The 24,442-nt window shown below is 68.3% G+C and carries 22 protein-coding genes and 2 pseudogenes; 8 read left to right on the forward strand and 16 right to left on the reverse strand.

The features are described from left to right. Nucleotides 1-631: 631 nt before the first annotated feature. Entirely contained in the window at nucleotides 632-1,669 is a 1,038-nt protein-coding gene (locus AC2VOK_RS06115; RefSeq protein WP_428899682.1) for an aliphatic amidase, read from the reverse strand. Between the two features lie 361 nt (nucleotides 1,670-2,030). Between AC2VOK_RS06115 and AC2VOK_RS06120 the strand changes: the two genes are divergently transcribed. Then, a complete protein-coding gene (locus tag AC2VOK_RS06120; RefSeq protein WP_428899683.1) occupies nucleotides 2,031-2,834 on the forward strand; it encodes a potassium channel family protein in 804 nt (267 codons plus the stop codon). Here the strand turns inward: AC2VOK_RS06120 and AC2VOK_RS06125 are convergent. Continuing rightward, the gene (locus tag AC2VOK_RS06125) at nucleotides 2,797-3,123 is read right to left on the reverse strand and encodes a DUF202 domain-containing protein (RefSeq protein ID WP_428899684.1); all 327 of its coding nucleotides are present in this window, start codon (nucleotides 3,121-3,123) and stop codon (nucleotides 2,797-2,799) included. The genes AC2VOK_RS06120 and AC2VOK_RS06125 overlap by 38 nt on opposite strands. Beyond that, nucleotides 3,120-3,500 (reverse strand): YidH family protein, encoded by a 381-nt coding sequence (locus AC2VOK_RS06130; protein WP_428899685.1) that lies wholly within the window; start codon nucleotides 3,498-3,500, stop codon nucleotides 3,120-3,122. The genes AC2VOK_RS06125 and AC2VOK_RS06130 overlap by 4 nt, the downstream gene beginning before the upstream one ends. Nucleotides 3,501-3,579: 79 nt before the next feature. On the opposite strand from AC2VOK_RS06130, the pseudogene AC2VOK_RS06135 reads away from it, so the two are divergent. Beyond that, nucleotides 3,580-4,002: pseudogene (locus tag AC2VOK_RS06135) on the forward strand (HAD-IA family hydrolase); the annotation flags it as partial. On the opposite strand, the pseudogene AC2VOK_RS06140 reads toward AC2VOK_RS06135, so the two are convergent. From AC2VOK_RS06140 to AC2VOK_RS06150, 3 genes and pseudogenes are all read right to left on the reverse strand, one after another. After that, a pseudogene (locus AC2VOK_RS06140) lies at nucleotides 3,956-4,297 on the reverse strand (ester cyclase); the annotation flags it as partial. The pseudogenes AC2VOK_RS06135 and AC2VOK_RS06140 sit on opposite strands and share 47 nt — an antisense overlap. A gap of 103 nt (nucleotides 4,298-4,400) precedes the next feature. Further along, a complete protein-coding gene (locus AC2VOK_RS06145) occupies nucleotides 4,401-5,702 on the reverse strand; it encodes a cytochrome P450 (RefSeq protein WP_428899686.1) in 1,302 nt (433 codons plus the stop codon). A gap of 161 nt (nucleotides 5,703-5,863) precedes the next feature. Continuing rightward, nucleotides 5,864-7,033, reverse strand: a complete 1,170-nt coding sequence (locus AC2VOK_RS06150; RefSeq protein WP_428899687.1) for an MFS transporter — start codon at nucleotides 7,031-7,033, stop codon at nucleotides 5,864-5,866. Between the two features lie 77 nt (nucleotides 7,034-7,110). On the opposite strand from AC2VOK_RS06150, the gene AC2VOK_RS06155 reads away from it, so the two are divergent. After that, nucleotides 7,111-8,196, forward strand: coding sequence for an NAD(P)H-dependent amine dehydrogenase family protein (locus AC2VOK_RS06155; protein ID WP_428899688.1), 1,086 nt, complete (start codon nucleotides 7,111-7,113; stop codon nucleotides 8,194-8,196). A 126-nt stretch (nucleotides 8,197-8,322) separates the two neighbouring features. On the opposite strand, the gene AC2VOK_RS06160 is transcribed toward AC2VOK_RS06155, so the two are convergent. Further along, entirely contained in the window at nucleotides 8,323-8,946 is a 624-nt protein-coding gene (locus AC2VOK_RS06160) for an MBL fold metallo-hydrolase (protein WP_428899689.1), read from the reverse strand. Continuing rightward, the gene (locus AC2VOK_RS06165; protein ID WP_428899690.1) at nucleotides 8,946-10,031 is read right to left on the reverse strand and encodes an S-(hydroxymethyl)mycothiol dehydrogenase; all 1,086 of its coding nucleotides are present in this window, start codon (nucleotides 10,029-10,031) and stop codon (nucleotides 8,946-8,948) included. The genes AC2VOK_RS06160 and AC2VOK_RS06165 overlap by 1 nt, the downstream gene beginning before the upstream one ends. A gap of 189 nt (nucleotides 10,032-10,220) precedes the next feature. On the opposite strand from AC2VOK_RS06165, the gene AC2VOK_RS06170 reads away from it, so the two are divergent. The 3 genes from AC2VOK_RS06170 to AC2VOK_RS06180 all read left to right on the forward strand — a co-directional run bounded on the left by AC2VOK_RS06170 (nucleotide 10,221) and on the right by AC2VOK_RS06180 (nucleotide 12,719). Beyond that, complete coding sequence (locus AC2VOK_RS06170) at nucleotides 10,221-11,237, forward strand: class I SAM-dependent methyltransferase (RefSeq protein ID WP_428899702.1); 1,017 nt, start codon at nucleotides 10,221-10,223, stop codon at nucleotides 11,235-11,237. Further along, on the forward strand, nucleotides 11,237-12,064 hold the full coding sequence (locus tag AC2VOK_RS06175; RefSeq protein ID WP_428899691.1) for a serine hydrolase domain-containing protein: 828 nt from the start codon (nucleotides 11,237-11,239) through the stop codon (nucleotides 12,062-12,064). The genes AC2VOK_RS06170 and AC2VOK_RS06175 overlap by 1 nt, the downstream gene beginning before the upstream one ends. 142 nt (nucleotides 12,065-12,206) lie before the next feature. Further along, nucleotides 12,207-12,719, forward strand: coding sequence for a DUF3145 domain-containing protein (locus AC2VOK_RS06180; RefSeq protein WP_428899692.1), 513 nt, complete (start codon nucleotides 12,207-12,209; stop codon nucleotides 12,717-12,719). Here the strand turns inward: AC2VOK_RS06180 and AC2VOK_RS06185 are convergent. Together AC2VOK_RS06185 and AC2VOK_RS06190 are read right to left on the reverse strand one after the other, a co-directional pair. Next, a complete protein-coding gene (locus AC2VOK_RS06185) occupies nucleotides 12,716-13,633 on the reverse strand; it encodes a diacylglycerol kinase (protein WP_428899693.1) in 918 nt (305 codons plus the stop codon). The genes AC2VOK_RS06180 and AC2VOK_RS06185 overlap by 4 nt on opposite strands. After that, nucleotides 13,630-15,219, reverse strand: coding sequence for an FAD-binding oxidoreductase (locus AC2VOK_RS06190; protein ID WP_428899703.1), 1,590 nt, complete (start codon nucleotides 15,217-15,219; stop codon nucleotides 13,630-13,632). Before AC2VOK_RS06190 ends, AC2VOK_RS06185 begins: the two co-directional genes overlap by 4 nt. A 47-nt stretch (nucleotides 15,220-15,266) precedes the next feature. On the opposite strand from AC2VOK_RS06190, the gene AC2VOK_RS06195 reads away from it, so the two are divergent. Both AC2VOK_RS06195 and AC2VOK_RS06200 read left to right on the forward strand, forming a co-directional pair. Next, nucleotides 15,267-15,836 carry a TetR/AcrR family transcriptional regulator gene (locus tag AC2VOK_RS06195; RefSeq protein ID WP_428899694.1) on the forward strand — a complete coding sequence of 190 codons (570 nt, stop codon included), beginning with the start codon at nucleotides 15,267-15,269 and terminating at the stop codon, nucleotides 15,834-15,836. Continuing rightward, nucleotides 15,833-17,374, forward strand: a complete 1,542-nt coding sequence (locus AC2VOK_RS06200; RefSeq protein ID WP_428899695.1) for a glycerol-3-phosphate dehydrogenase/oxidase — start codon at nucleotides 15,833-15,835, stop codon at nucleotides 17,372-17,374. Before AC2VOK_RS06195 ends, AC2VOK_RS06200 begins: the two co-directional genes overlap by 4 nt. A 112-nt stretch (nucleotides 17,375-17,486) precedes the next feature. Here AC2VOK_RS06200 and AC2VOK_RS06205 read toward each other — a convergent pair whose 3' ends face one another. The 6 genes from AC2VOK_RS06205 to AC2VOK_RS06230 form a co-directional block, all read right to left on the reverse strand. Further along, nucleotides 17,487-18,908 (reverse strand): acyl-CoA carboxylase subunit beta, encoded by a 1,422-nt coding sequence (locus AC2VOK_RS06205; RefSeq protein WP_428899696.1) that lies wholly within the window; start codon nucleotides 18,906-18,908, stop codon nucleotides 17,487-17,489. Between the two features lie 46 nt (nucleotides 18,909-18,954). Further along, entirely contained in the window at nucleotides 18,955-20,211 is a 1,257-nt protein-coding gene (gene kasB, locus AC2VOK_RS06210) for a 3-oxoacyl-ACP synthase KasB (protein WP_428899697.1), read from the reverse strand. An 81-nt stretch (nucleotides 20,212-20,292) separates the two neighbouring features. Further along, nucleotides 20,293-21,558 carry a 3-oxoacyl-ACP synthase KasA gene (kasA, locus tag AC2VOK_RS06215; protein WP_428899698.1) on the reverse strand — a complete coding sequence of 422 codons (1,266 nt, stop codon included), beginning with the start codon at nucleotides 21,556-21,558 and terminating at the stop codon, nucleotides 20,293-20,295. Further along, nucleotides 21,555-21,902 carry a meromycolate extension acyl carrier protein AcpM gene (acpM, locus tag AC2VOK_RS06220; protein ID WP_428899699.1) on the reverse strand — a complete coding sequence of 116 codons (348 nt, stop codon included), beginning with the start codon at nucleotides 21,900-21,902 and terminating at the stop codon, nucleotides 21,555-21,557. The genes kasA and acpM overlap by 4 nt, the downstream gene beginning before the upstream one ends. Before the next feature lie 88 nt (nucleotides 21,903-21,990). After that, a complete protein-coding gene (locus AC2VOK_RS06225) occupies nucleotides 21,991-22,899 on the reverse strand; it encodes an ACP S-malonyltransferase (RefSeq protein ID WP_428899700.1) in 909 nt (302 codons plus the stop codon). A 140-nt stretch (nucleotides 22,900-23,039) separates the two neighbouring features. After that, nucleotides 23,040-24,374 (reverse strand): PucR family transcriptional regulator, encoded by a 1,335-nt coding sequence (locus tag AC2VOK_RS06230; protein ID WP_428899701.1) that lies wholly within the window; start codon nucleotides 24,372-24,374, stop codon nucleotides 23,040-23,042. Nucleotides 24,375-24,442: the final 68 nt, after the last annotated feature.

A 24,442-nucleotide genomic window follows, 5' to 3' on the forward strand; every position in this document is an offset into this window, starting at 1 on the left:
GGCCGGGGCCGGGGTCCTCCCCGGTGCCGCGGGCGGCCACCACTTGAACGTCCGGGCAGCCCTGGGCGGCGGCGAACGGAATGGCCGACGTCAGGGCCGAGGCGCCCAGGCCTGACGCCGCGACGACGGCCGGACCGAGAAGACGAGCGATATGACGTGCGATCATGCGGTGATACTCCCCATGCGAGCGGATGCCGACATTGTGATTTACCCGATTCGTCTATTTCCGCACAAGACCGCCGAATCTGCAACCGGCATGCGCAAATTGGACCTTGCGGGGGCTAGCGTCTCGACGCGCATCAGAGGGGTCGAATCCGCCGAGGCATTCGGGGGTGGCCCGGGAAAAGACTGCCGGGCAACGGTTCTCGACGTGTGTGCGGTTCTCCACTTGGTGGCCGCCCAGATTGTGCACCGCCGTGTTCAGTTCGGCCTCCTGTTCGGCCATTTCGCAGGTGGATCTTTGGCACGACCGTCCCCCGGCGACTACCCGTGCAACGCTGCGGGCGCCGCGAACGCGAGCCTGGGAGTGCAAACGTGGCGCATCCGATTGACTGGACGAGGCTTTCGGGCCCGCGGCCGGCTTCGTCGCCTGCGGCGAATTCGGTAACGGCGGCGTCGACGGTCAGCACGGTCAGGTTTTCTGGTCGTGTTCGGTGGGCAGGTCACCCACCGGGCACTCAGCGACGCCGATGGTGTCGCGGGTGATCGACTCCACGTTCTCCTGGGCCTTCTTCGGGTCGTTCACCCAGAGTTTGTAGAAGTCGAACGGGCAGTCGGCAACACCTTTGTCGCCCTCGCCGGCCGCGTGCACACCGGTGTAGCCGCGATGCAGCAATTTGAACAGGTGGTTCTGCGATTGCCCGGTTCGCCGCGCGTCGCGGATCGCCGAGATGGACAGCGCCGCGTACTGGACGCCGTACTCTTCGGTCCCGGTTTCACCCAGGGTGCGGCCGTCGAATCCGACGATCGCCGAGTGTCCGAAGTAGCTGTATACGCCGTCGAATCCAGCCGCATTCGCCACGGCGACGTAGACGTTGTTGGCCCAGGCCATCGCCTTGGACATCAGCACCGTCTGCTCGGCGGCGGGATACATGTAGCCCTGCGAGCGGACGATGAGCTCGGCGCCTTTCATCGCACAGTCGCGCCAGATCTCGGGGTAATTGCCGTCGTCGCAGACGATCAGTGACACCAGGATCCCCTTCGGGCCCTCGACGGCGTAGGTGTCGGAGCCGGGATACCACGGCTCGATCGGGTTCCACGGAATGATCTTGCGGTACTTCTGGACGATCTCGCCGCGGTCGTTGATCAGGATGAGCGTGTTGTACGGCGGTTTGTGGGGGTGTTCCTCGTGCCGTTCGCCGGTCAGCGAGAACACGCCCCACGTCTTGGCGGCGCGGCACGCCTCGGCGAAGATCTGTGTGATCGGGCCGGGGATGGTGGTGGCGGTCGCGTACATCTCCGCCTCGTCGTACATGATGCCCTGGGTCGAATACTCCGGGAAGACGATCAGATCCATTCCCGGCAGGCCCTGCTTGATACCCGCCACCATGTCGGCGATGTGTTGTGCATTGGCGAGAACCTCGTCAAGGGCGTGCAGCCGCGGCATCTTGTAATTCACCACGGCGACACCGACGGTGTCCGGACTCGACGAGATGTCTCCGTGCCTCATGCCGGATCGGTCCTTTCCCGACGGCGAGCGGTGCGGCGCAAGGGCGCCGACCGTGACTCGTGTTGGCGATCAACTGACCTGGTAATTTACCACCAATAGCAATAGTTGCATAAGGTCGTCATTGTCTCGAAGACCGGCGTCGCGAAAACTTTCCCGGGCAGTACCGCTGGCGTCAGAGGTGTGTCAGAGGTGTGGACGTGGGCCGCGACCAACCCGAATAAAATCCCGGATTCCGGGAACACTCGTTATCGAGTTGTGATGATGGCCAGGATACGTGTATGTCTGGCGGGGCGAGGTCAGAGGTTCTCGGTCACCGAATTCGCCAGGGATGTGACGACTATGGACAACGGAGGCCCGCCGCGTGGGTGAGCAAACCGAAAAGCCGACACAAGAAGAACGCTGGCAACATCTCACCGAGTTGCCGTTGGTGTTGGTCGCCATCGCCTTCATCGCCCTGTACTCGGTGCACGTGCTGGGCCATCTCGGACGGGTGGGGACGCACATTCTGTGGCTGTCGAGCTGGGTCGCCTGGTGTCTGTTCGTCGGCGATTACCTGGTCCGTCTCACTTTGGCGTCCGACAAGCGGCACTGGTTCGTCCATCACCTGTTCGACTTGCTGGTCGCCGCACTTCCCCTCATGAGGCCGTTGCTTCTCCTACGATTGGTCGTTTTGGCCGGTGCGTTGCAGAAGGCCATCGGTATGGCGATGCGCGGGCGGATCCTCACCTACACCATCACGGGTGTGTGTCTGTTGATCTACGTCTCGTCGGTGGCGGTCTTCGACTTCGAACGCGGACACCTTGGCGCCAAAATCACCTCGTTCGGCGAGGCGTTGTGGTGGGCCGTGTCCACGGTGACCACGGTCGGCTATGGCGACCTGTACCCCGTCACCGTTGCGGGTCGGCTGGTCGCCGTGATGCTGATGATCGGCGGCATCACCTTGGTGGGCGTGGTCACCGCGTCGCTGGCCTCCTGGATCGTCGAACGGGTATCGGAGAACGACAGCGCGCAACAGGCGAGCTCGTCCGCCGAGATCGCCGAGCTCCGCCACGAGGTCCGCAGGCTCTCCGAGCAGCTACGGCGAGTCGCCGTGCGCACCGAACCGGAGTCGCCGCGGTCGTTGGCGGCTAGTGGAGGAGCTGGCCGATGGTCGTCACGACGATGAGCAGCAGCGACGCCACCCCGATGCTGTAGACCGACCGCCGGGCGGTGATCCGGGTGCTGACGGGCTGTCGCAGTATTCGCTGGCGCCGACGCGAGATGTAGTAGGTGAGCAACGCCACCGCACCGGCCAGCCCGGCCGGTATCCACCCCGCAGGCCCGGTCGATCCGTGCAGGTTCCTGATCATCAGCAGCGCCCCGTTGACCAGGAACGCGAACGACGTGCGCGACCAGGACAGCGCCGTCCGCTCCGCCTGAAGCCCGCGATCGGACAGGGCCGGGGTGCCACTCACGCCAGCGACGCCTTCGCCAGTACCAGCCCGAGCGCGATGAGCCCGACCAGACTGAGCCCCACCGCAAGGTAGAGCGGCGAAGGGTGACGGGGCAACGGGTCACCGCGACGCATGGCCCCGTCTGCTTGATGCCAGCGCAGCCACCCCATCCCGCTGGTGAGGACGGCCAGCACCGCCAGGCCCACCCCCAGCCCGCGGCGCGCGCCGGGGATGGTCAGTTCCGGAACCAGTTGCACCAATGCGACGGCGGCGGCGAGCAACCCCAGCGCGGTCCGTTGCCAGGCCAGGAATGTCCGTTCGTTGGCGAACGTGAACCGGTAGTCGGGTTCGTCTTGTCTGTCGCTGTCGCTGTCGACATCATCGGCCACGGGGCTCATCGTAGAGTGGTGGTCGTGTTGCGGGCGTTGCTGTTCGACGTGCAGGGAACGGCGACGGATTTCTTTTCGACTCTCTGCGACGCTGGCCTGGCAGCGCCTGCGGCCGTGGCCCGACGCGGTGCCCGGGCTGACGCGGCTGAAGAATGCGTTCACGTTGGCGACGCTGTCGAACACCGACGTCTCCGCGCTGGTCAACATCTCCAAGCGGGCCCGGCTGCCGTGGGACGCGGTCTTCGCCGCGGAGATGGCCGGGGTGTTCAAACCCGACCCGGCGATCTACCGCATGGCGGCGACTTATCTGGGGCTGGAGCCAGCCGAGATCATGATGGTGGCAAGCCACAAGTACGATCTGCGCGCCGCCGCGGCTCTGGGGTTCGGCACCGCCTTCGTCGCGCGGCCGCTGGAATTCGGGCCGGGCGGGGCGGCCGACGTGGCCTACTCCGCGGAGTTCGACGTCAACGCCTCCGACTTCCTCGACCTCGCGGGGCAACTCGGTTGCTGACGCGCCCGCGGTGCGCGGCCGGTGGCCAGTTCGCCGGCCGCTTCATGTTCAGCCCGCCCAGCAGCTGCTTGAGCATGGTCAGCGTGTCGAAGTAAATGCGTTCGCACACAAGCGTTTCGGACTCGTCGAACACGAAATAGGCGGTCATGCGCACCCGGAAACGGCTGCCGGTGGGCGGGATCTTGCCCAGGTATCCGCGATGGGTGCCCACCAGCCAGAACTCGACGATTACCGCGTCGGCGCTGTGCCTGATCGCGATGATCTCGTGGCTTTGGTCGGGGAACGCGGTGCGGGGGCTTTCGCGTCTGCTCGCGCCGAGACCGATGTGGCTGCTCAGCGTGGACACGGTCAGCGGTGTCGTCGCGGCCATGGTCTTCCAGACCGGCCGAGACGGGTCGTCACCTCGGGGGAGTCCAGGCCACGGGTAGCCTCTTGATGCCGTGGATGAACTGCGACAGCAGACGGGCGGGTTCCTCCGTGGCCACGATGTCGGGTATCTCGCGGCGCAACTCGTCGAAGACCACCCTGATCTCGCGGCGGGCCAGGTTGGCGCCCAGACAGAAGTGCGCACCTCCGCCGCCGAAGCCGAGGTGCGGGTTGGGGGTGCGCGCCACGTCGAAGAGCCAGGGGTTGGCGAACGTGGACTCGTCGCGATCGGCCGAGTTGTACCACAGCGTGACCTTGTCACCGGCCTTCATCGTGGTGCCGCTGAGCTTGTAATCGCGAGTCATCGTGCGTCGCATGTAGACCACCGGCGAGGCCCAGCGCACGATCTCCTCGACGGCGGTGGGCGTCAGGCGGTCGAAGTCAGCCCACCACTTGTCGCGCTCGGCGGGGAAGCGGGACAGGGCCGCCACTCCGTGGCTGATCGCGTTGCGCGTCGTCTCGTTGCCCGCCACCACCAGCAGGATGAAGAACGACGCGATCTCGGCCGACGTCAGGCGTTCACCGTCGACTTCGGCCTGCACCAGGCTCGTCGTCAGGTCGTCGTGCTGATCGGCGCGGCGGTCCTCGGCCAGCGCGCTGGCGTACGCGCCGATATCCATCGAAACCCGAAGAAACTCGTCGAAGTCGGTGGCCAGGTCGGGGTCGCCGAACCCGAGAATCACGTTGGTCCAGTGGAAGATCCGCTGATGGTCTTCCTCGGGGATGCCCATCATGTCGCAGATGACCTGCAGGGGCAGCGGCCCGGCGAGTTCGGTGACCAGCTCCGCCTGCCCGTCCGGGTGCTCGGCGATCAGCGCGGCGACCAGCCGCCGGGCTCGCTCGCGCACCGACGCCTCGATACGCGCCACCACTTTCGGGGTGAAGGCTCGGCTCACGATCGAACGCAGCCGCTGATGCCGCGGATCGTCGAGCACGATCATCGAGCCGAAGTATTCGGAGATCTCCGGCAACTGGTCGCCGATCGTGATGCCCCCCGCCGAGCTGAAGATCTCCGGATGGCGGCTGGCGAAGTGAACGTCGTCGTGCCTGGTCAGCGCCCAGTACCCGGTGCCCGCTTCGAACCCGTCGTACTCGATCGCGGGCCAGAACGAGATCGGTTGCTCGCGGCGCAGGGTGGCGAAGGCGCCGTCGCGGAAGTCGTCGTCACGGCCCCAGAACTCCAGCGACTCGAGATGGATGTCGGCCAATGGGATCTCGGGTGGTGGCGTCCCGTTGGGCCGCGTCGCGATACCCGTCTTGATGCTCAACTGCATCTCCTTCGCCAGTGAACTTCTCCATTGAAGTCGTGGGAGCGAGCCTAATCCGTGTGAACCTCCGGCGGGAGTGTCGCGCCTGCTCGGCACGGTCAGTGCCTGCAGCCGGCCATGGTCACCCGTCGTGTCATCACGCGCGACGGTCGGAAAGCGGCTCGGAGTCAGCGGCGCGCGGCGGCGCCGAACAGCACCACAGCGAACACCGCGCCGACTGAACCCGAGATCAGCAACGGCAGCCGGCCGTCCGCGCCCCACAGAAAGCCTGCCCACAGTCCCGCCGCGAGCACCGCGAACCCGCTCAGTCCCTGGAACAGTCCCTGGGCGTTGGACTGTAGCTCGCCCCCGACAAGCGTCGAGACCCATGCCTTACCGACGCCGTCGTAGCAGGCGGTGAACAACCCGTACACCGCGATCAGACCCCACGCCGTCGCCGGGTCCGTGGTGATGCCCAGTCCCAGATAGCCGACGGCGAAGAACACCAGCCCGACCCCGTAGGTCAGCGGCCGGCCGACGCGGTCCGCGAGCACACCGGCCGGCAAGCTCACCAGCGCGTACACCGCGTTGTAGCCGACATAGGCCAAGATGACACCGACGACCGAAAAGCCGATTTCCTTGAGCCGCAACAACAACAGCGCGTCAGGGAAGTTGACGACGCTGAATGCGACCAGGAACGAGACCACTTCCCAATAGCGGCCGGGCAGCTGCCGCGCGCCCGTGAACATCGATTGTCGGACCGCGCGCGCCACGTCCCGCGGTCGTTCGCGAACCCAGGCGATCAGCAGGACGCTGAGCACGGCAGGGATCACCGCCAGGTAGAGCACCGGGCCGATCCGGTGATCGAAAAGCTCGTAGCCGGCCAGGCCGAGCAGCGGACCGATGACCGCGCCGAGCGTGTCCATCGTCCGGTGAAACCCGAAAACCCGGCCGCGCTGCGCCGGCTCGATGCCGTCGACCAGCAGGGCGTCGCGAACCGCGCCGCGCAGCCCCTTGCCCAACCGGTCGACCACCCGCCCGGCCAGCACCCCGGGCCACGCCCCGGCCGCCGCGACGATGAGCTTGCCCAACGCCGCCATGCCGTAACCCGTTGCGATCAGGGGGCGGCGGGCGAACCGGTCGCCCAGCGGGCCCGAGGCGACCTTGGTGAGCGAGGCCGCGCCCTCCGCCGCGCCCTCCACCGCCCCGACCACCGAAGGCGGCGCGCCCAGCACGGTCGTCAGATAGAGCGGCAACAGCGGGTAGAGCAGTTCGCTGGCAGAGTCTTGCAGCAGCGACACCAGCGACAGCACCCACACGTTCCTGGTGAGCCAGGCCGGCTTCGTCGCCCGTTGCACGTGCCAGATGCTAGCTGTCGCCGGTGTCGTGCGCTTAGTGTGTGAATCCGGGCAGGGGCGGTGACAGGAAGGTGAACATGTCGGAGCGCGGGTCGAAGCGTGTGGTGGTCTGGGGCACCGGGTTCGTCGGCAAGATGGTGATCGCCGAGATCGTCAAGCACCCGGCGTTCGAGTTGGTGGGTGTCGGGGTCAGCAACCCCGACAAGGTCGGGCGCGACGTCGGCGACATCTGCGGGTTGCCCGCGCCGGTGGGCGTCGTCGCCACCGACGACGTCGACGCCCTGATCGCCCTGAACCCCGACGCGCTGGTGCACTACGGCCCGACGGCGATGCACGCCAAGGACAACATCGCGCTGATCACGCGGTTCCTGCGGGCCGGTATCGACGTGTGCTCGACCGCGATGACCCCGTGGGTCTGGCCGAACATGTCGCTGAACCCGCCGCAGTGGATCGAGCCGATCACGCAGGCCTGCGAGCTGGGGGAGTCGTCGTGCTTCACCACCGGCATCGACCCCGGATTCGCCAACGACCTGTTCCCCATGACGCTGATGGGCCTGTGCTCCGAGGTACGGCGGGTGCGCGCCTCGGAGCTGCTGGACTACACCAATTACGAAGGCGACTACGAAGTCGAGATGGGCATCGGGCGGGAGCCCGAATACAGCCCGATGCTGGAAAACCCCGACGTGCTGATCTTCGCGTGGGGCGCCACCGTCCCGATGATCGCGCACGCCGCCGGCATCACGCTCGACGAGATGACCACCACCTGGGACAAGTGGGTGACCCCGACCGAGCGCACCACGATCAAGGGCGTCATCGAACCGGGCCACGTCGCCGCTGTCCGATTCACCATCAACGGGATCTACCAGGGCGAAACTCGTATCCAACTCGAGCACGTCAACCGCATCGGCCGCGACGCCGCCCCGGAGTGGCCGTCGGGCCACGACGACGACGTCTACCGGGTGGACATCGAGGGGACGCCGAGCATCTTCCAGGAGACCGCGTTCCGGTTCACCGACGGCTCGGGCCGGGATGCGGCCACGGCCGGGTGCCTGGCGACCGGGATGCGTGCGCTGCACGCGGTTCCGGCGGTCAACGAGTTGCGGCCGGGCTGGGTCACCCCGCTGGACCTGCCGCTGATCGCGGGGGCGGGAAACATTCGCTGAACGGCACCCAGACCAGGTTCCCGAACAGATTCCGCCCCTACACTCCTTCTCGACTGCCGCGAGCGTAACGCCACCGCGAGAATCCGGGCCGAAATGCGCAGTCAGGTTACGCTCGTGGGCCGTCAACTAATGCCCACGGGCCACCCACTCCTCGTAGTGGACGATCTCGTCGCCGACGGTGGTGCTGTCGCCGTGGCCGGTGTGCACGACGGTGTTGCCGGGCAGCCGGCCCAACCGCTCCGAGATGGACCGCAGGATCGTCGGGAAGTCGGAGTAGGAGCGTCCCGTCGCACCCGGGCCGCCGGCGAACAGGGTGTCGCCACTGAACACGGTGTCCAACTCGGGGGCGTACCAGCACACCGATCCGGGGGAGTGGCCCGGGGTGTGCAGCGCATGAAGTTCGGTGCCAGCGACGTGCAGCGTGTCTCCGTCGGAGATTGTTCGGAAGTCCTTGTCCGGGTGGGTCATCCGCCACAGCACCTCGTCGCCGGGATGCAGTAGCACCGGCGCGTCGAGGGCCGCGCCCAGCTGCGGGGCCACCGTGACGTGATCGTTGTGGCCGTGCGTGCACACCACCGCGACCACCTTGCGGCCGCCGACGGCGTTCAAGATCGGCTCGGCGGTGTGGGCGGCGTCGAAGACCACCACTTCGGAGTCGTCGCCGACGATCCAGATGTTGTTGTCGACTTCCCAACTGCCGCCGTCGATTTCGAATGTCCCGTGGGTGACGACCCGCTCGATGGGGGCCATCACAACATCACCACCGAGCGCAGCACCTTGCCGCCGTGCATCTTGTGGAACGCCTCTTCGACGTCGCCCAGCCCGATGCGTTCGGACACGAAGCGCTCCAGCGGGAGCCGGCCCTGCAGGTACAGGTCGATCAGGGTGGGGAAGTCGCGCTCGGGCAGACAGTCGCCGTACCACGACGACTTCAGCGCACCGCCGCGGGAGAAGAAGTCCACCAGCGGCATGTCCAGGCGCATATCGGGCGTCGGGACGCCCACCAGCACAACGGTTCCGGCCAGGTCGCGGGCGTAGAAGGCCTGCTTCCAGGTCTCGGGCCGGCCGACGGCGTCGATCGCCACGTTGACCCCGAAGCCGTCGGTGAGCTCGGCGATCGCCGCGACGACGTCGACCTCGCGGGCGTTGACGGTGTGGGTGGCGCCGAATTTGCGGGCCCACTCCAGCTTCGTGTCGTCGGTGTCGACAGCGATGATCCGGCGTGCCCCGACCAGCGCGGCGCCCGCGATCGCGGCGTCGCCGACGCCGCCGCAGCCGATCACCGCCACGGTGTCGTCGCGGGTCACCCCGCCGGTGTTGATCGCCGCGCCGATACCGGCCATCACCCCGCAGCCCAACAGGCCCGCGACGGCCGGGTCGGCTTCCGGGTTCACCTTGGTGCACTGGCCCTCGTGCACCAGCGTCTTGTCGGCGAACGCCCCGATGCCCAGCGCAGGCGTCAGCTCGGTGCCGTCGGTCAGCGTCATCTTCTGCGCGGCGTTGAAGGTGTCGAAACACAGGTGCGGCCTGCCGCGTTTGCAGGCCCGGCACTGGCCGCACACCGCGCGCCAGTTCAGGACGACGAAGTCGCCCGGGGACACCGCCGTCACACCGGGCCCCACCACCTCCACCGTGCCGGCGGCCTCGTGGCCCAGCAGGAATGGGTACTCGTTGTTGATGCCGCCCTCCCGGTAGGTCAGATCGGTGTGGCAGACCCCGCAGGCGATGACGTCGACCACGACCTCGCCCGGTCCCGGGTCGGGGACGACGACGTCCACCAACTCGACGGGCTCGCCCTTCTTGCGTGAAATGACGCCGCGCACTGTCTGACTCATGGCCCCGACCCTACTGCCGGCCATACATTTCGCAGTGGCCCGTCCATCCATCCGCCGGAGTCGGCGCCGGTCCACGCCGCCGGTGTAGCGTCGCCAAACGTGACGCCATCCCAGGAAACCCCGCGCGAGGCCGCCGAAACGACCTCTGCAACCACCACCGAAACGACCAAGGAATTCGCCGGGCGGATCATGGGCGCCATCGACGGCGCCAGCCTGGCGTTGCTGCTCAGCGTCGGGCATCAGACCGGCCTGCTCGACACGATCGCCGGACTGCCCCCGTCCACCAGCGCGCAGATCGCCGAGGCCGCCGGCCTCGACGAGCGCTACGTGCGGGAATGGCTGGCCGGCATGACGACCGGGTATGTCGTCGACTACGACCCCGACTCGGCCACTTACACGTTGCCTGCGCACCGCGCCCGCGTACTGACCCGGGCAGCCGGACCGGACAACCTGGCGCTGGCGGCGATGTTCATCCCCCAACTGGCCGAGGTGGAGCAGCAGATCATCGACTGCTTCCGCCGGGGCGGCGGCCTGCCCTACAGCCACTACCACCGCTTCCACACCTTGATGGCCGAGCAGAGCGCGGCGGTGTACGACACCGCGCTCGTCGACGTGGTGCTGCCGCTAATCGACGGACTGGTCGAACGACTGCGCTGCGGCGCCGACGTGGCCGATTTCGGCTGCGGCAGCGGGCATGCGATCAACGTGATGGCCAAGGCGTTTCCGACCAGCCGGTTCACCGGCATCGACTTCTCCGAGGAGGGCATCGCGGCAGGCCGGCGGGAGGCGGCCGGGCTGGGTCTGACCAACGCGAGTTTTGAAAGCCACGACCTGTCCGGACTGGACAAGGCCGACGCCTATGACGTCGTCACGGTGTTCGACGCCATCCACGACCAGGCCCACCCGGCGCGGGTGCTGGAGAACATCCACCGCTCGCTGCGGCCCGGCGGCGTCCTGCTGATGGCCGACATCAAGGCCTCGAGCCGGCTGGAGGACAACGTCGGGGTGCCGATGCGCACCTACCTTTACACGACGTCATTGATGCACTGCATGACCGTGTCGCTGGCGCTGGACGGCGCCGGCCTGGGCGCCGCCTGGGGAGAGCAGCTGGCCACCTCGATGCTGGCCGACGCCGGGTTCGGTGACGTGCAGGTGGCCGAGGTCGAGTCGGACCCGATCAACAACTACTACATCGCCAGGAAGTGATGGCCGCTTCCGGAGCACTGGCGGCCATCGCCGACTGGCCGGTTCGGGCCGCCGCCGCCGCGGTGGTGGGTCCCGCCGGCGTGCTGGCCGACCACGGCGACACCCGGCGGGTGTTCGCGTTGGCCTCGGTGACCAAGCCGCTGGTGGCGCGGGCCGTCCAGGTGGCCGTCGAGGAGGGGGTCGTCGACCTGGACACCGCGGCCGGCCCGCCCGGCGCGACGATCCGCCATCTGCTGGCGCACGCGTCGGGCCTGGTCATGCACTCCGACCGGGTGCTGGCCAAGCCGGGCACCCGGCGGATGTACTCCAACTATGGCTTCACGGTGCTGGCCGAGACCGTGCAGCGGGAGTCGGGTATCGATTTCGGGCGCTACCTCACCGAGGCGGTGTGCGAACCGCTGGCGATGGGCGGCACCCGGCTCGACGGCGGCTCGGCGGAGGCAGGGTTCGGCGCGACCTCGACGGTGGCCGACCTCGTGTCGTTCGTCGGCGACCTGCTGTGCCCTTCGATCGTCTCGGCGCAGTTGCACGCCGAGGCGACGACGGTGCAGTTCCCGGGCCTGGACGGGGTGCTGCCCGGCTACGGCGTCCAGCGGCCCAACGACTGGGGCCTGGGTTTCGAGATCCGGGACGCCAAATCACCGCACTGGACCGGCGCCCGCAACTCGGCGCGCGCGTACGGCCATTTCGGCCAGTCGGGGGGCTTCATCTGGGCAGATCCCGACGCGGAGCTGGCGCTGGTGGTCCTGACCGACCGTGATTTCGGGGATTGGGCGCGCGAGGCGTGGCCGGCGATCTCCGACGCTGTGCTCGCCGAATACCACTAATCGGGTGTGAAGACTAGCGCAACACGGGCATCACAGGGCACAATAGAAACGCAAGACACAACAGCATCAGCAGTGCATCCTGCTTGCCGGGTCCGCCAGGTCGTTGGGGAAGACGTCCCTCGTGGAACCGAAGGAGCAAGAGATGCGTGCGACGAATCAATTCGCCGACGTGACGGCTGGCGTGGTGTATATCCATGCCTCGCCCGCGGCGGTATGCCCGCATGTCGAGTGGGCGTTGTCGTCGACGTTGGGCGCCAAGGCGAACCTGACGTGGACGCCGCAGCCGGCGATGCCCGGACAACTGCGCGCGGTCACCAACTGGGTGGGGCCGGTGGGCACCGGCGCTCGGCTGGCCAACGCGCTGCGCTCCTGGTCGGTGCTGCGGTTCGAGGTCACCGAGGATCCCAGCCCCGGCGTCGACGGGCATCGGTTCAGCCACACCCCGCAGCTGGGCCTGTGGAGCGGGGCGATGAGCGCCAACGGCGACATCATGGTCGGGGAGATGCGGCTGCGTTCGATCATGGCCCAGGGCGCCGACGCGCTGGCCGCCGAGCTGGACACGGTGCTGGGGACGGCGTGGGACGACGCGCTCGAGGCATATCGCGACGGCGGCGACGCCGGCGAGGTGACCTGGGTCAGCCGAGGCGTGGGTTAGGCCCGGTTTGGTCTCAGCACCCGCAGCGCGTGCGGTACTGCGCTGATCTCCGCGGGCAGCGGGCAGGCGTAGTCGCCGTCGGCGTAGACGTTGATGCCGGGGCACTCCACGTGGATCGTCGTGGCGCGCGCCGTGCTGACCTCGGCGAGGTCTACATGGGTCCCCTTCATCACGGTGGGGAACAGCCGGACCAGCTTCGTTCGTGACGCTTCGTGCACCATGGTCAGATCGAGCAGGCCGTCGGCGTGGTCGGCGTGCGGGCAGACCAGCATCCCGCCGCCATAGCTGCGGGTGTTGCCGAACGCCACCAGCGTGAGATCGGTGTCGATCTCCCGGGTTCCGTCGAGCACCATGCGGAACGGCAGCAGGCGCAGCTGCGACAGCTCGGCCAGCATCGCCAGGTAGTAGCGCGTGCGGCCATGGGGCCAGCGCATCCGGTTGGCGCGATCGGTGACCAGGGAATCGAACCCGGTGGCCGCCACGGTGCCGAACCATTTGTGCGAGCCCTCGCCCCACGTGATCCGACCCAGGTCGACGGTTTCCGTCCAGCCGTCGACGACGACGTCGGCAGCCTCCTCGGGTACCAGCGGGATGCCGAATTCGCGGGCGTGGTCGTTGCCGGTGCCCGCGGGGACGATCGCCAGCGGAATGTCGTTACCCGCCAACACCTGCAGTGCGTTGGAGACGACGCCGTCACCTCCGGTCGCCATCAACGCGTCGGCGCCTTTGTCGAGCGCGGCGCCGACCAGGAACCGGGCGTCCTGCGCGTCGTCGCCGATGATCTCCACGACCTCTACACCCCGGCGGTGCAGCCGGTCGATAGCGAGCTGCGCCGCGCGGATCGCGGCGCCGTGTCCGGAGGCGGGGTTGGTCAGCGCGATCACCTTGCCGATCTCGCGCCTGGACAACGTCATGGAATGAGCTTGCCGGGGTTGAGGATTCCGGCCGGGTCCAGCGTGGCCTTGACCGCGCGCAGCACGCGAACGCCGAGCTCGCCGACCTCGTCGCGCATCCACGGCAGGTGATCGGCGCCGACGGCGTGGTGGTGGGTGATCGTCCCGCCGGTGGCCATGATCGCCTCGGAGGCCGCCTTTTTGGCGGCCCGCCACTGCTCGATGGCGTCACCGCGCTGCCCGGCGACCACGGTGAAGTACAGCGACGCGCCGCAGGCGTAGACGTGCGAGATGTGACACATCACCAGGGCCGGCGTGCCCGATGCGGCCAGCGCGTCGGTCAACGCCTGGGTGACAGCGGCTTTGAGCGCGGGGATGTTGGACCAATCGGTCGCGGTCTCGAGGGTCTCGCACAGCGCGCCCGCGCTCAGCAGCGAGTCGCGCAGGTAGGGAGCAGCGAAGCGCCCCCGCTCCCAGGCTTGGGCCGGCCCCTCGCCCAACGACGTGCCGCCGTGGGCTCTGAGCAGGGCACTGGTTTCGGCGTACCGGCTCTCGGCGTGTTCCGCGGTGCCCTCGAACATGGTGATCGCCAGGCAGCCGCCGGTGATCTGGCTCTCGCCGATCGACTCGGTGGTGGCCAGGTTGATCCCGGTCTCGACCTCGTCGGAAAGCCGGATGACCGTGGTGCCGGTGGCGGTTTGGGTGACCGCGCGCAGCGCCGCGGTGCCGGCCGCGAAGTCGGGGAACGCCCACGCCTCGTGGCGGACAGCCTCCGGTCTGCGGTGGACGCGTAGACGCACCTGCGTGATGATCCCGAGGGTGCCCTCCGAGCCGATCAGCAGCTGGCGCAGATCGGGACCCGCTGCCGACGCCGGTGCGCGGCCCAGGTCCAAGATGCCGGCCGGGGTGACGACGCGCAGCCCGCAGACCATGTCGTCGAACCGGCCGTAGCCGGCCGAGTCCTGGCCGGACGACCTGGTCGCCGCGAAGCCGCCGATCGTGGCGTATTCGAAGCTCTGCGGGAAATGGCCCAGCGAGAAACCGTGTTCGCCGAGCAGGCGTTCGGCGTCCGGCCCGGTGACGCCGGCCCCGAACACGGCCTGCCCGGACACCTCGTCGATCCCGATCAGCCGGTCGAAGCGGCGCAGGTCCAGCGACACCACCGCGGAGAACCCGCCGCGGGTGGGATCGAGCCCGCCGACGACGCTGGTCCCGCCGCCGAACGGGACGACGGCGATGCGCCGCTCGGAGCAGTGGCGCAGGATCGCGGCGACGGCCTCCTCGCCGCCGGGGTCGCCGGGCAGCAGGATGGCGTCGGGCGCGTCCTGGACCCCGTCGTCCTTGCGCCGCAGCAGATCGAGGGTGGACTTGCCGCCGGCGTGCAGCAGCCGGTCGCGGTGTGCGGTGCGGCAGTACCCGGCGCCGACGATGGCGGACAGCGCGTCGACGTCGGCCTGCGACAACGTCGACGGGCGCAGCTTCACCCGGTCGGGGTCGAGTTCGGGCCGCCCGGGATCTTCGAGTCCCACGGCCTGCATCAGGAGCGCCCGGATGCCGTCGGGAAGCGGTGTGGCCGCCGCGGGATCGCCCCAGGCGTTCCATGTCATCGGCGGCAGGAGCTCCTCGCGTCGGCTCATGCGTTACAGTATTACATATGGTGTCAATCAGTAATGCGCCGTCGGACACCGGGGAGCGAATCCTGGTCGCGGCGGCGAGCTGCGTGGTCGATTTCGGCGTCGACCGGGTCACGCTCGCCGAGATCGCGCGCCGCGCCGGGGTGAGCCGGCCGACCGTCTACCGGCGCTGGCCGGACACCCGCTCGATCGTCGCCGAACTGCTGACCCGGCGGGTCATCGATGCCACGCGCGCCGCGCCGCTGCTCGGCGACGACCGGGAATCCCTGGTGCGCCAGATCGTGACGGTGGCCGACCTGCTGCGCCGTGACCGGCTGGTCATGTCGGTGCTGCACTCCGAGCTCGCGCCGACCTACATCACCGAACGGTTGGGGACCAGCCAGCGCATGCTGATCGACACTCTGGCCGCCCGGCTGCGGTCTGCCCAGCGACACGGCAGCGTCCGCGCGGGCGATCCCGTCGCGCTGGCCACCATGGTGTTGCTGATCGTCCAGTCGACGATCCAGTCCGCGCAGATCGTGCGCCCGATCATGGACACCGACGCGCTGGCCGCCGAACTCGGCTACGCACTGAACGGATACCTGTCGTGACCGACCCGAGGTATGGGGCCCTGAACGCGGCCCGGCGCTCGGCCGAGCTGAGTGCCCTCGCCGACGGCGAGACCCTGGACACCCTGGTGATCGGCGGCGGCATCACCGGGGCAGGTGTGGCCCTGGACGCGGCCTCGCGCGGCCTGCGCGTAGCGCTGGTGGAAAAACACGACCTCGCGTTCGGCACCAGCCGTTGGAGCTCCAAGCTGGTTCACGGCGGCCTGCGCTACCTGGCGACCGGCAACGTGGGCATCGCCCGCCGCAGCGCCATCGAACGCGGAATCCTGATGACCCGCAACGCCCCTCATCTGGTCCACGCGATGCCACAGGTCGTTCCGCTGCTCCCGTCGATGGGGCGCGGCAGCCGCGCGCTGGTGCAGGCAGGGTTTATTGCCGGCGATATCCTGCGCATGGCGGCCGGGACACCGGCCGCCGTTCTGCCTCGCTCGCGGCGGGTGGCGGCGGGTCGGGTGGTGGAGCTGGCCCCCACCGTGCGGCAAGACGGACTTGCCGGCGGCCTGCTGGCCTACGACGGGCAGCTGGTCGACGACGCCCGGCTGGTCACCGCGGTCGCGCGCACCGCGGCGCAGCACGGCGCCCGGATCCTGACCTACGTGGCAGCCTCGGAGGTCACCGGCACCTCGGTGCGATTGACCGACCAGCGTTCGGGGCAGTCGTTCCATATGTCGGCGGCTGCGGTGATCAACGCGGCCGGGGTGTGGGCGGGGGAGGTCGACGACTCCTTGCGGCTACGGCCCAGCCGCGGCACCCACCTGGTGTTCGACGCGGCCTCCTTCGGCAATCCCGTTGCAGCGCTGACTATTCCGATCCCAGGTGAACTCAACCGTTTCGTGTTCGCCATGCCCGAGCAACTGGGCCGGGTCTATCTGGGGCTGACCGACGAAGCCGCTCCTGGCCCGATTCCGGACGTGCCGGAGCCGTCGTCGGCGGAGGTCGCGTTCCTGCTGGACACGGTCAACACCGCGCTGGGGACGGGTGTTGGGCACGACGACGTCATCGGCGCCTACGCGGGGCTGCGGCCGCTGATCGATTCCGGTGCGGGCCGCACCGCCGACGTCTCGCGCGAGCACGCCGTCGTCGAGTCTCCGTCCGGGGTGATCAGCGTGATCGGCGGCAAGCTGACCGAATACCGGTACATGGCGCAGGATGTCGTGGATCGTGCCGTGGGCATGCGGGGTTTGGCCGCCGGGCCGTGCCGGACCCGCGACCTGCCGCTGATCGGGGCCGCGGCAAACCCGGGCGGTCCGGGGGGCGGACCCGCTGCCGGACTGCCGTCGTCGCTGGTGGCACGCTTCGGGGCCGAGGCCTCCCACGTCGCCGCCGCCGCCACCTGCGAGCGGCCACTCGACCCCGTCGCCGAGGGGATCGACGTGATCCGGGCCGAGTTCGAGTATGCGGTCACCCACGAGGGCGCCCTGACCGTCGGCGACATCCTCGACCGGCGGACCCGCATCGGGCTGGTGCCGAGGGATCGGGAGCGGGTCGTCGGTGTGGCGGAGGAGTTCCTGACGGGCTGAGATTGCCGGGCGTGCCGGCGGACACGGCGAACGTGAAGCTACGGCGAAGAATGGCAACAAATCTCGCAGTGGCTTCACGTTCGACGCGGAACCGCCGCCCAACGGCGGCGACCTACAGAGGGATGTTGTTGTGGCGGCCGCGGCGGGCCGGTGCCTGTGCCAGCGCCTCGGTGATCTTGCCGCGGGTGTGGGCGGGGTCGATCTTCTCGTCGACCACGCCGATCTCGATGGCGTTGTCGACGCCGCCGGCGATCCGCTCGTGCTCGGCGGCGAGTTCTTCGTGCAGCGCGTCACGCTCGTGCTCCGGCGTGGCGGCGAGTTTCTTCTTGTGCAGGATGCCGACGGCTGCCTTGGCGCCCATCACCGCGACCTCGGCGTCCGGCCACGCGAACACCTTCGTGGCACCCAGCGAACGCGAGTTCATCGCAATGTAAGCCCCGCCGTAGATCTTTCGGGTGACCAGCGTGACCCGAGGAACGGTGGCTTCGCCGAAGGCGTGCAGCAGCTTGGCGCCGCGTCGCACGACTCCGCCCCATTCCTGGTCCACTCCCGGCAGGTAGCCGGGCACGTCGACGATCACGATCAACGGGATGCCGAAAGCGTCGCACAGCCGCACGAAACGTGCCGCCTTCTCGGCGCTCTCGGAGTTCAGGCAGCCACCCAGCCGCAGCGGGTTGTTGGCCAGCACGCCGACGGTGCGCCCGGACAGTCGGCCCAGGCCGACCACCATCGACGGGGCCCATTTGGCCTGGAACTCGTCAAACGGCGCGTCGTCGTCGAGCAGGGCGGTGACCAGCGGATGCACGTCGTAGGCGCGCCGGGGGGATTCCGGCAGCAGCGCATGCAGGTCGGTCTCGTGGGCCTCGGCCTTGCTGCGGTCGAAATGTCCCTGCTGGCAAAACAATCCGACCAGCCGACGGCCACGCTCGTAAGCGTCGAGTTCGTCGTCGGCGACGATGTGACATACCCCGGATTTCTTGTGGTGGGTTTCTGGGCCACCCAGCGACGCCATGTCGACGTCTTCACCGGTGACGCTGCGCACCACGTCGGGCCCGGTGACGAACACCCGGCTCTCCGGGGCCATCACGATGACGTCGGTCAGCGCTGGGCCGTAGGCTGCGCCGCCCGCGGCGAAACCGACCACGACGGAGACCTGCGGGATGTAGCCCGAAGCCCGGATCATCGCCTCGAACACCAATCCGACGGCGTGCAGGGCCCTTACGCCCTCGGCCAGCCGGGCACCGCCGGAGTGCCAGATGCCCACGATCGGGCTCTGCTCCTCGATGGCGGTGTTGTAGGCGTTGACGATGTGCGTGCAGCCCTCGAGTCCCATGGCGCCGCCCATGACGGTGCCGTCGGTGCAGAAGCCGATGGTGCGCACGCCGTTCACGGTCCCCGCGGCGGCGAGGACACCCGAGCGGTCACGCTCGTGCAGCAACGCCACGCTGCCGTCGTCGAAGAACGTACTCAGACGCAGCAGCGGGTCGCGCGGGTCGAGCGATTCGCCAACCGCCTCGGGGGCCGTGATTGTCATCGCGTGTCTCCTGTTCCGGTGAGGCTCGGGGGCTGATGGCGCCGGGTCAGTACCGCCCGAACGCGATCGCGACGTTGTGTCCGCCGAATCCGAACGAGTTGTTGACGGCGTAGTTGTAGTGACCGGGCCGGGGTTTGCCGGCCACCACGTCCAGGTCGATCTCGGGGTCGAGGTTTTCCAGGTTCAGTGTCGGGGGGACGATCTGGTCGCGCAACGCGAGCACGGTCAGGATCGATTCGACGGCACCCACGGCGCCGACCGAGTGGCCCAGCGCGGACTTGGGCGCGTACACCGCGGGCTTGTTACTGGGGCCCAGGGCGTTGTTGATGGCTCTGCTCTCGGCCAGGTCGCCGACCTGGGTGCCGGTCGCGTGGGCGTTGATGTGGTCGATGTCGCCAGGGGTCAGGCCCGCCAGTTGGATGGCCCGGGTGATCGCGTGCCCGGCGCGTTTGCCGTTGGGGTCCGGCGCCACCATGTGGAACCCGTCTGAGGTGATGCTGGCCCCCATGATGCGGGCCAGGATGTTCGCGCCGCGAGCCTTGGCGTGTTCCTCGGTCTCGATCGTCATGAGTGCGCCGGCCTCGCCGAACACGAAGCCGTCGCGGTCGCGGTCGAAGGGGCGGCACGCCCCGGGCGGGTCGTCGTTGTTGGTCGACATCACGATGCGCATCGCGGCGAACGCGGCGATGGGCACGGCCTCGATCCTGGTCTCCACGCCGCCGCAGATCGCCATGTCGGCCTCACCGAGCACGATCTGCTGCCAGGCCCGCGCGATGGCCTCGCACCCGGACGCACACGCCGACACCGGCGTCATCACGCCGGCTTTCGCGTGTCGTTCGAGGCCGACCGCCGCGGCCGCGCCGTTGGGCATGTATTTCTGCACCCCCAACGGGGAGACGGCTTTGATTCCGCGAGCCCGCATGTCGTCGTAGCTGAAGACCATCTCTTCCGACGATCCCAGACCCGTGCCGATGGAGACGGCCAACCGGTTGGTGTCGACTTCGGGGTTGCCGGCGTTCTCCCACACCCGGCGGCCCAGGACGGTGGACATCCTCTGCAGGTAGCCCGTGCGGCGCTGCTCGACGCGGGTCAGCTGGCTGTCGAACTCCTCTACGAGATGCCCGCCGATACGAACCGGCAGATTGAACTGCTCCACAAAGGGATCCTCGAGAATGCGGATACCGCTTTGGCTGTCCTGCAACAGCTTCCACGTGTTCTCCGCGTCGGGCGCCAGCGCGGTCGTCATGGCGACGCCGGTGACGACCACATTGGGAAATGCTTTCCCGGTAACCAATTCGGTCATGGGTCTTGCGAACGTTCCTTCCATGCTGGTCCGGCTTCGCCTCGGGCCACGTGCGGCCCGCACCGTCGCCGGACGTCGTGCTCAGTAGCGTCCGAATGCGAGGGCCACGTTGTGGCCGCCGAATCCGAACGAGTTGTTGATCGCGTAGCGGAACTCGCCGTAGCGAGGTTCGCCGGCAACAACGTCGAGGTCGATCTCGGGATCGGGGGTCTCGTAGTTGAGGGTTGGGGGTATGACGCCGTCCCGAAGGCTCAGTACCGTCAGAATCGACTCGAGGGCACCGACCGCACCGATGGAGTGGCCCAGCGCCGACTTGGGCGCATAGACGGCCGCATGCTCGCAACCTGCGACCCGCAGTGCGTTGGCCTCCGCGGCGTCGCCGATCGGGGTCGCGGTCCCGTGCGCGTTGACGTGGTCGATGTCCGCCGGTGACAAGCCCGCCAGCTCCATCGACCGTGTCATCGCCCGGCCGGCGCGTACTCCGTCGGCCGCGGGCGCCACCATGTGGAAGGCGTCCGAGGTGATGCCGCCGCCCAGCAGCCGCGCCAGCGGCTTGGCGCCACGGGCCTTGGCATGCTCTTCGGTCTCGATCAGCATGAGCGCCCCGGCCTCGCCGAACACGAATCCGTCGCGGTTCTTGTCGAACGGGCGCGAGGCACGCTCGGGCTCGTCGTTGCGGGTCGACATGGCCCGCATCATCGAGAAGGCCGCGATGGGCAGCGCCTCGATGGGGCCCTCGACGCCGCCGCAGACGGCGACGTCCGCGTCACCCATGACGATCTGGCGCCACGCGTGGGCGATCGCCTCAGAACCCGACGAACAGGCCGACACCGGGGTCATCACCCCGGCGCGGGCGCCGAGTTGCAGACCGACCACCGCTGCCGCACCGTTGGGCATGATCATCTGAACAGCCAGCGGCGACACCTTGCGGGGGCCGCCTTCGTTCATCAGGTCGTAGGTCTCGATGACGCGCTCGGCGCCGCCCAGGCCGGTGCCGACGACAACGGAGAATCGGTCCGGGTCGACCTCGGGGTTGCCTGCGGTCTCCCACAGCTGACCGCTGAGCAATTTGGCCATCCGCTGGACGTACGACATGCGTCGCAGGTCCAGCCTGCCCATGTGGTTGTCGATGGGTTCCTTGAGGTGGCCACCGATCTTGACCGGCAAATCCCATTTGGTGACGAAATCGTCCTCGAGTACGCGGATGCCGCTCTCACCGCCCAACAAGCCCTTCCACGTGCTCTCGATGTCCGGCGCGATGGACGTCGTCGCCGTGACGGCGGTTACCACGACGTCCTTGAAAGGAGCGCCGCGGTAACCGCCGTTAGCAGTGGAAGGGTTACTCACTTGCTGTCCGCTTCCATCCTCGCCTGGACGTTGGCCACGGCGTCGGGGTTCTCGGTCTCGAGCTTGGAGCGCAGTGCCTCGGCGGCCTCGGGGTTCTCTTCCTCGAGCTTCTGGATGTAGGACACGACGTCACCGACGGTGCGCAGGCCGGCGAGGTCCTCGTCGGGGATCTTGACGCCGTACTTGTCCTCGGTCTGCACGGCGATCTCGACCATCGACAGCGAGTCGATGTCCAGGTCGTCGACGAACGACTTCTCCGGGGTGACCTCGGAGGGCTCGATACCGGTGACCTCTTCGATGATCTCGGCGATACCGGCAATGATTTCTTCCTGAGTGACGGCCACAGCCTATGTCCCTTCGTAATATGTTGTGTGGTAATCGAATTGAAGTGCTATGTGGTTGTACTGGCTTTGAAACTGGACGATCCGGCCCTCAGAGTTCGGTCAACGCGTCCAGGTCTGCGGGTGATTTGACGGCGCGAGCCGTAACTCCCCGAAGTTCACGCTTGGCGATACCGGTCAGAGTGCCCGCGGGCGGGAACTCCACGATCGCCTGCACGTCGTACTCACGCAGCGTCTGCGTGCACAGGTCCCAGCGCACCGGTTGGGTGAGCTGGGCGACCAGCGTCTCCATCGCCTCGGCCGCCGTCCGCACCGGCTTCCCGTCGTAATTGGACAGCAGCGTGGCGGTGGGCTCCGACGTTGCGATCGCGGCCGCCGCGGCGGCGTAGCCGTCGAGGGCTGATGCCATGTACCTGGTGTGGAATGCGCCGGCCACCCCGAGGGCGCGGACCCGAGCCTTGGCCGGCGGGTCTTCGGCGAGCTTTTCCAGCGCGGTCAGCGCGCCGGCGGCCACGATCTGGCCCGCCGCATTGCGGTTGGCGGGGAACAGGTCCAGCTGTTCGAGACGGGCCAGCACTTCGGCTTCATCCCCGCCGAGCACCGCGGACATGCCGGTGGGCTCGGAGGCGCACGCCTTGGCCATCTCGGCTCCCCGCGTGGCGGCCAGCGACACGGCGTCGTCCCCGCTCATCACCCCGGCGATCGCGTAGGCCGCGATCTCGCCGACGGAGTGACCGGCCACGACGAGGTCCCCGCCGGTGAGCAGTCCGCGTCCGATCAGTTCCTGGTGGGCCAGCAGCGTGGCCGCGACGATCAACGGCTGGGCGACCGCGGTGTCGGTGATCTCCTCGGTCGAGGCGGTGGTGCCCAGCCGCACGAGGTCAAGGCCGCTGGCCTTCGACCACAAAGCCAGCTGGTCAGCGGCGCCGGGCAGCTCGAGCCACGACAGCAGCATGCCCTCGGTCTGTGAACCCTGCCCGGGTGCAAGTAATGCGATCACATGTTTAAGAGAACACTGTGGAAACGGTTTTGGCGGGTGTAACAGATTATGAACCTCGTCTTAGCTTTTTGTATGTTATCCACAAAACCGCTCGTGAAGCTACATTTTCGCCACCGTTCCGAGACATGTCGGCTGAGTCACTATCGCTCGGGTGGCGGCGGCGCACCCGTCTTGACCGGCAGCGGAACCTGCGTCAGGGTGCTGCCGGCTACGCCGGCGGGGTGCGTGGGGTAGTTGAGCTGGCCGACCGTCGCCGCCACGCGCAGCACATACGCGTCCCTGGGCTGGGTGGGATCGCGCCCGGTGAAATCGGTGATGCGCTTGAGGCGGTACCGCACGGTGTTTGGATGAACGAACAACTTCCTGGCGCAAGCCTCAATCGCGCCGCCACAATCCAGGTAGGCCTCGAGCGTTTCGATCAGCGTGGGCCCGGCGTCGGCCAGCGGCCTCATCACGTCCGTGTGCAACGCCACGATCGCCGAGGCGTCGCCCATCAGGGCGCGTTCGGGCAAGAGCTCGCGGGCCTGCACCGGCCGGGGCGCCCCGCTCCAGCCGGCGACCGCGTTCATCCCCGAGATCGCCTCGCTGGCGCTGTGGTAGGCCGCGGTCAGCATGGGCGCTGTGGGCCCGATGACCACCGGGCCGTCGGAAAACGCCTTCAGCAGGTCGCCGAGAAACTTGTCGGTGGGAGTGAGCTGGCCCGACACGATCGCGACCAGCCAGGTGCCGTGCACGTCGGTCAGGGCCGCGCGGCCGTGGTGGGCGGCGATATCGCGGACGTCCTGGCTGGCGCGCTCGCTGGCGGCCGGGCCGCTGGAGCCCGTCACGTCGGCGCGACCGGTCGCGGGGGTTCCGACGACGACCGTCGCCGGCGCGGTGGTGTCCCAGTTCAGGGCCGCCGCGCGGGACAGCAGCTCGGGGCCGGTGTCGCCGCGCACCACCGCGTCGACGACGCTGGCCTCCATGCGGCTGTCCCAGGTACCCCGGGCCTCAGCCGCGTTCGCGTAGGCCGTGGCGGCGGTGAACGCCAGGTCTCGGCTGTACTTCAAGATGCCCACCGTCAGCGCGGTCAGCTGTTCTTCGGAGCGGGCCACCAGCGGCACGACCTCCTCGAAGAAGTCCATCGTGACGCGCGCCATGTCCACGCTGTCGCGCAGCGCGATCCGGCGCGCGAGGTCCTGGGGCACCAGCTCGAAGGCCTGAGCGGTGTGGCTGACGTCGCTGTGCGGGTCCTGCATCCACTCGACGAAGTTGTTGATGGCCGTCTGCACCACCAGGGCCATGCTGGCCCGTTGGGAGGCCTCCAGGCCGCCGAAGAACGGCAACCGTTCCTGCATGACATTGACCGCCTCGGTCGCCAGCCGGCCGGAATACTGCTTGAGCCGGCGCAGCAGGGAGTCCGGGACGGTGTCCAGCAGTTCCAGCGGCGACCGGGGGTGCTTGGCAAACGGACCGGCGAAGGCGTTGTCATTCACCCCTAAAACCTACGCTGATTTTCTGGCCGTTCTCGCCAAAGCGGGGGCGTGTGCCCTCAGGCCACGCC

It is taken from the genome of Mycobacterium sp. TH-M116 (genome assembly GCF_057473685.1).

Coding starts and splice junctions, on each gene's coding strand:
- AC2VOK_RS06190 (WP_428899703.1), bottom strand. CDS start 15,219: ATGACATGGAACGCCTGGGGCGATCCCGCGGCGGCCACACCGCTTCCC.
- AC2VOK_RS06205 (WP_428899696.1), bottom strand. CDS start 18,908: ATGACAATCACGGCCCCCGAGGCGGTTGGCGAATCGCTCGACCCGCGC.
- AC2VOK_RS06165 (WP_428899690.1), bottom strand. CDS start 10,031: ATGAGTCAGACAGTGCGCGGCGTCATTTCACGCAAGAAGGGCGAGCCC.
- AC2VOK_RS06145 (WP_428899686.1), bottom strand. CDS start 5,702: ATGCAGTTGAGCATCAAGACGGGTATCGCGACGCGGCCCAACGGGACG.
- AC2VOK_RS06155 (WP_428899688.1), top strand. CDS start 7,111: ATGTCGGAGCGCGGGTCGAAGCGTGTGGTGGTCTGGGGCACCGGGTTC.
- AC2VOK_RS06160 (WP_428899689.1), bottom strand. CDS start 8,946: ATGGCCCCCATCGAGCGGGTCGTCACCCACGGGACATTCGAAATCGAC.
- AC2VOK_RS06180 (WP_428899692.1), top strand. CDS start 12,207: ATGCGTGCGACGAATCAATTCGCCGACGTGACGGCTGGCGTGGTGTAT.
- AC2VOK_RS06175 (WP_428899691.1), top strand. CDS start 11,237: ATGGCCGCTTCCGGAGCACTGGCGGCCATCGCCGACTGGCCGGTTCGG.
- AC2VOK_RS06115 (WP_428899682.1), bottom strand. CDS start 1,669: ATGAGGCACGGAGACATCTCGTCGAGTCCGGACACCGTCGGTGTCGCC.
- AC2VOK_RS06170 (WP_428899702.1), top strand. CDS start 10,221: ATGGGCGCCATCGACGGCGCCAGCCTGGCGTTGCTGCTCAGCGTCGGG.
- AC2VOK_RS06130 (WP_428899685.1), bottom strand. CDS start 3,500: ATGAGCCCCGTGGCCGATGATGTCGACAGCGACAGCGACAGACAAGAC.
- AC2VOK_RS06185 (WP_428899693.1), bottom strand. CDS start 13,633: ATGACGTTGTCCAGGCGCGAGATCGGCAAGGTGATCGCGCTGACCAAC.
- kasB (WP_428899697.1), bottom strand. CDS start 20,211: ATGACCGAATTGGTTACCGGGAAAGCATTTCCCAATGTGGTCGTCACC.
- AC2VOK_RS06195 (WP_428899694.1), top strand. CDS start 15,267: ATGGTGTCAATCAGTAATGCGCCGTCGGACACCGGGGAGCGAATCCTG.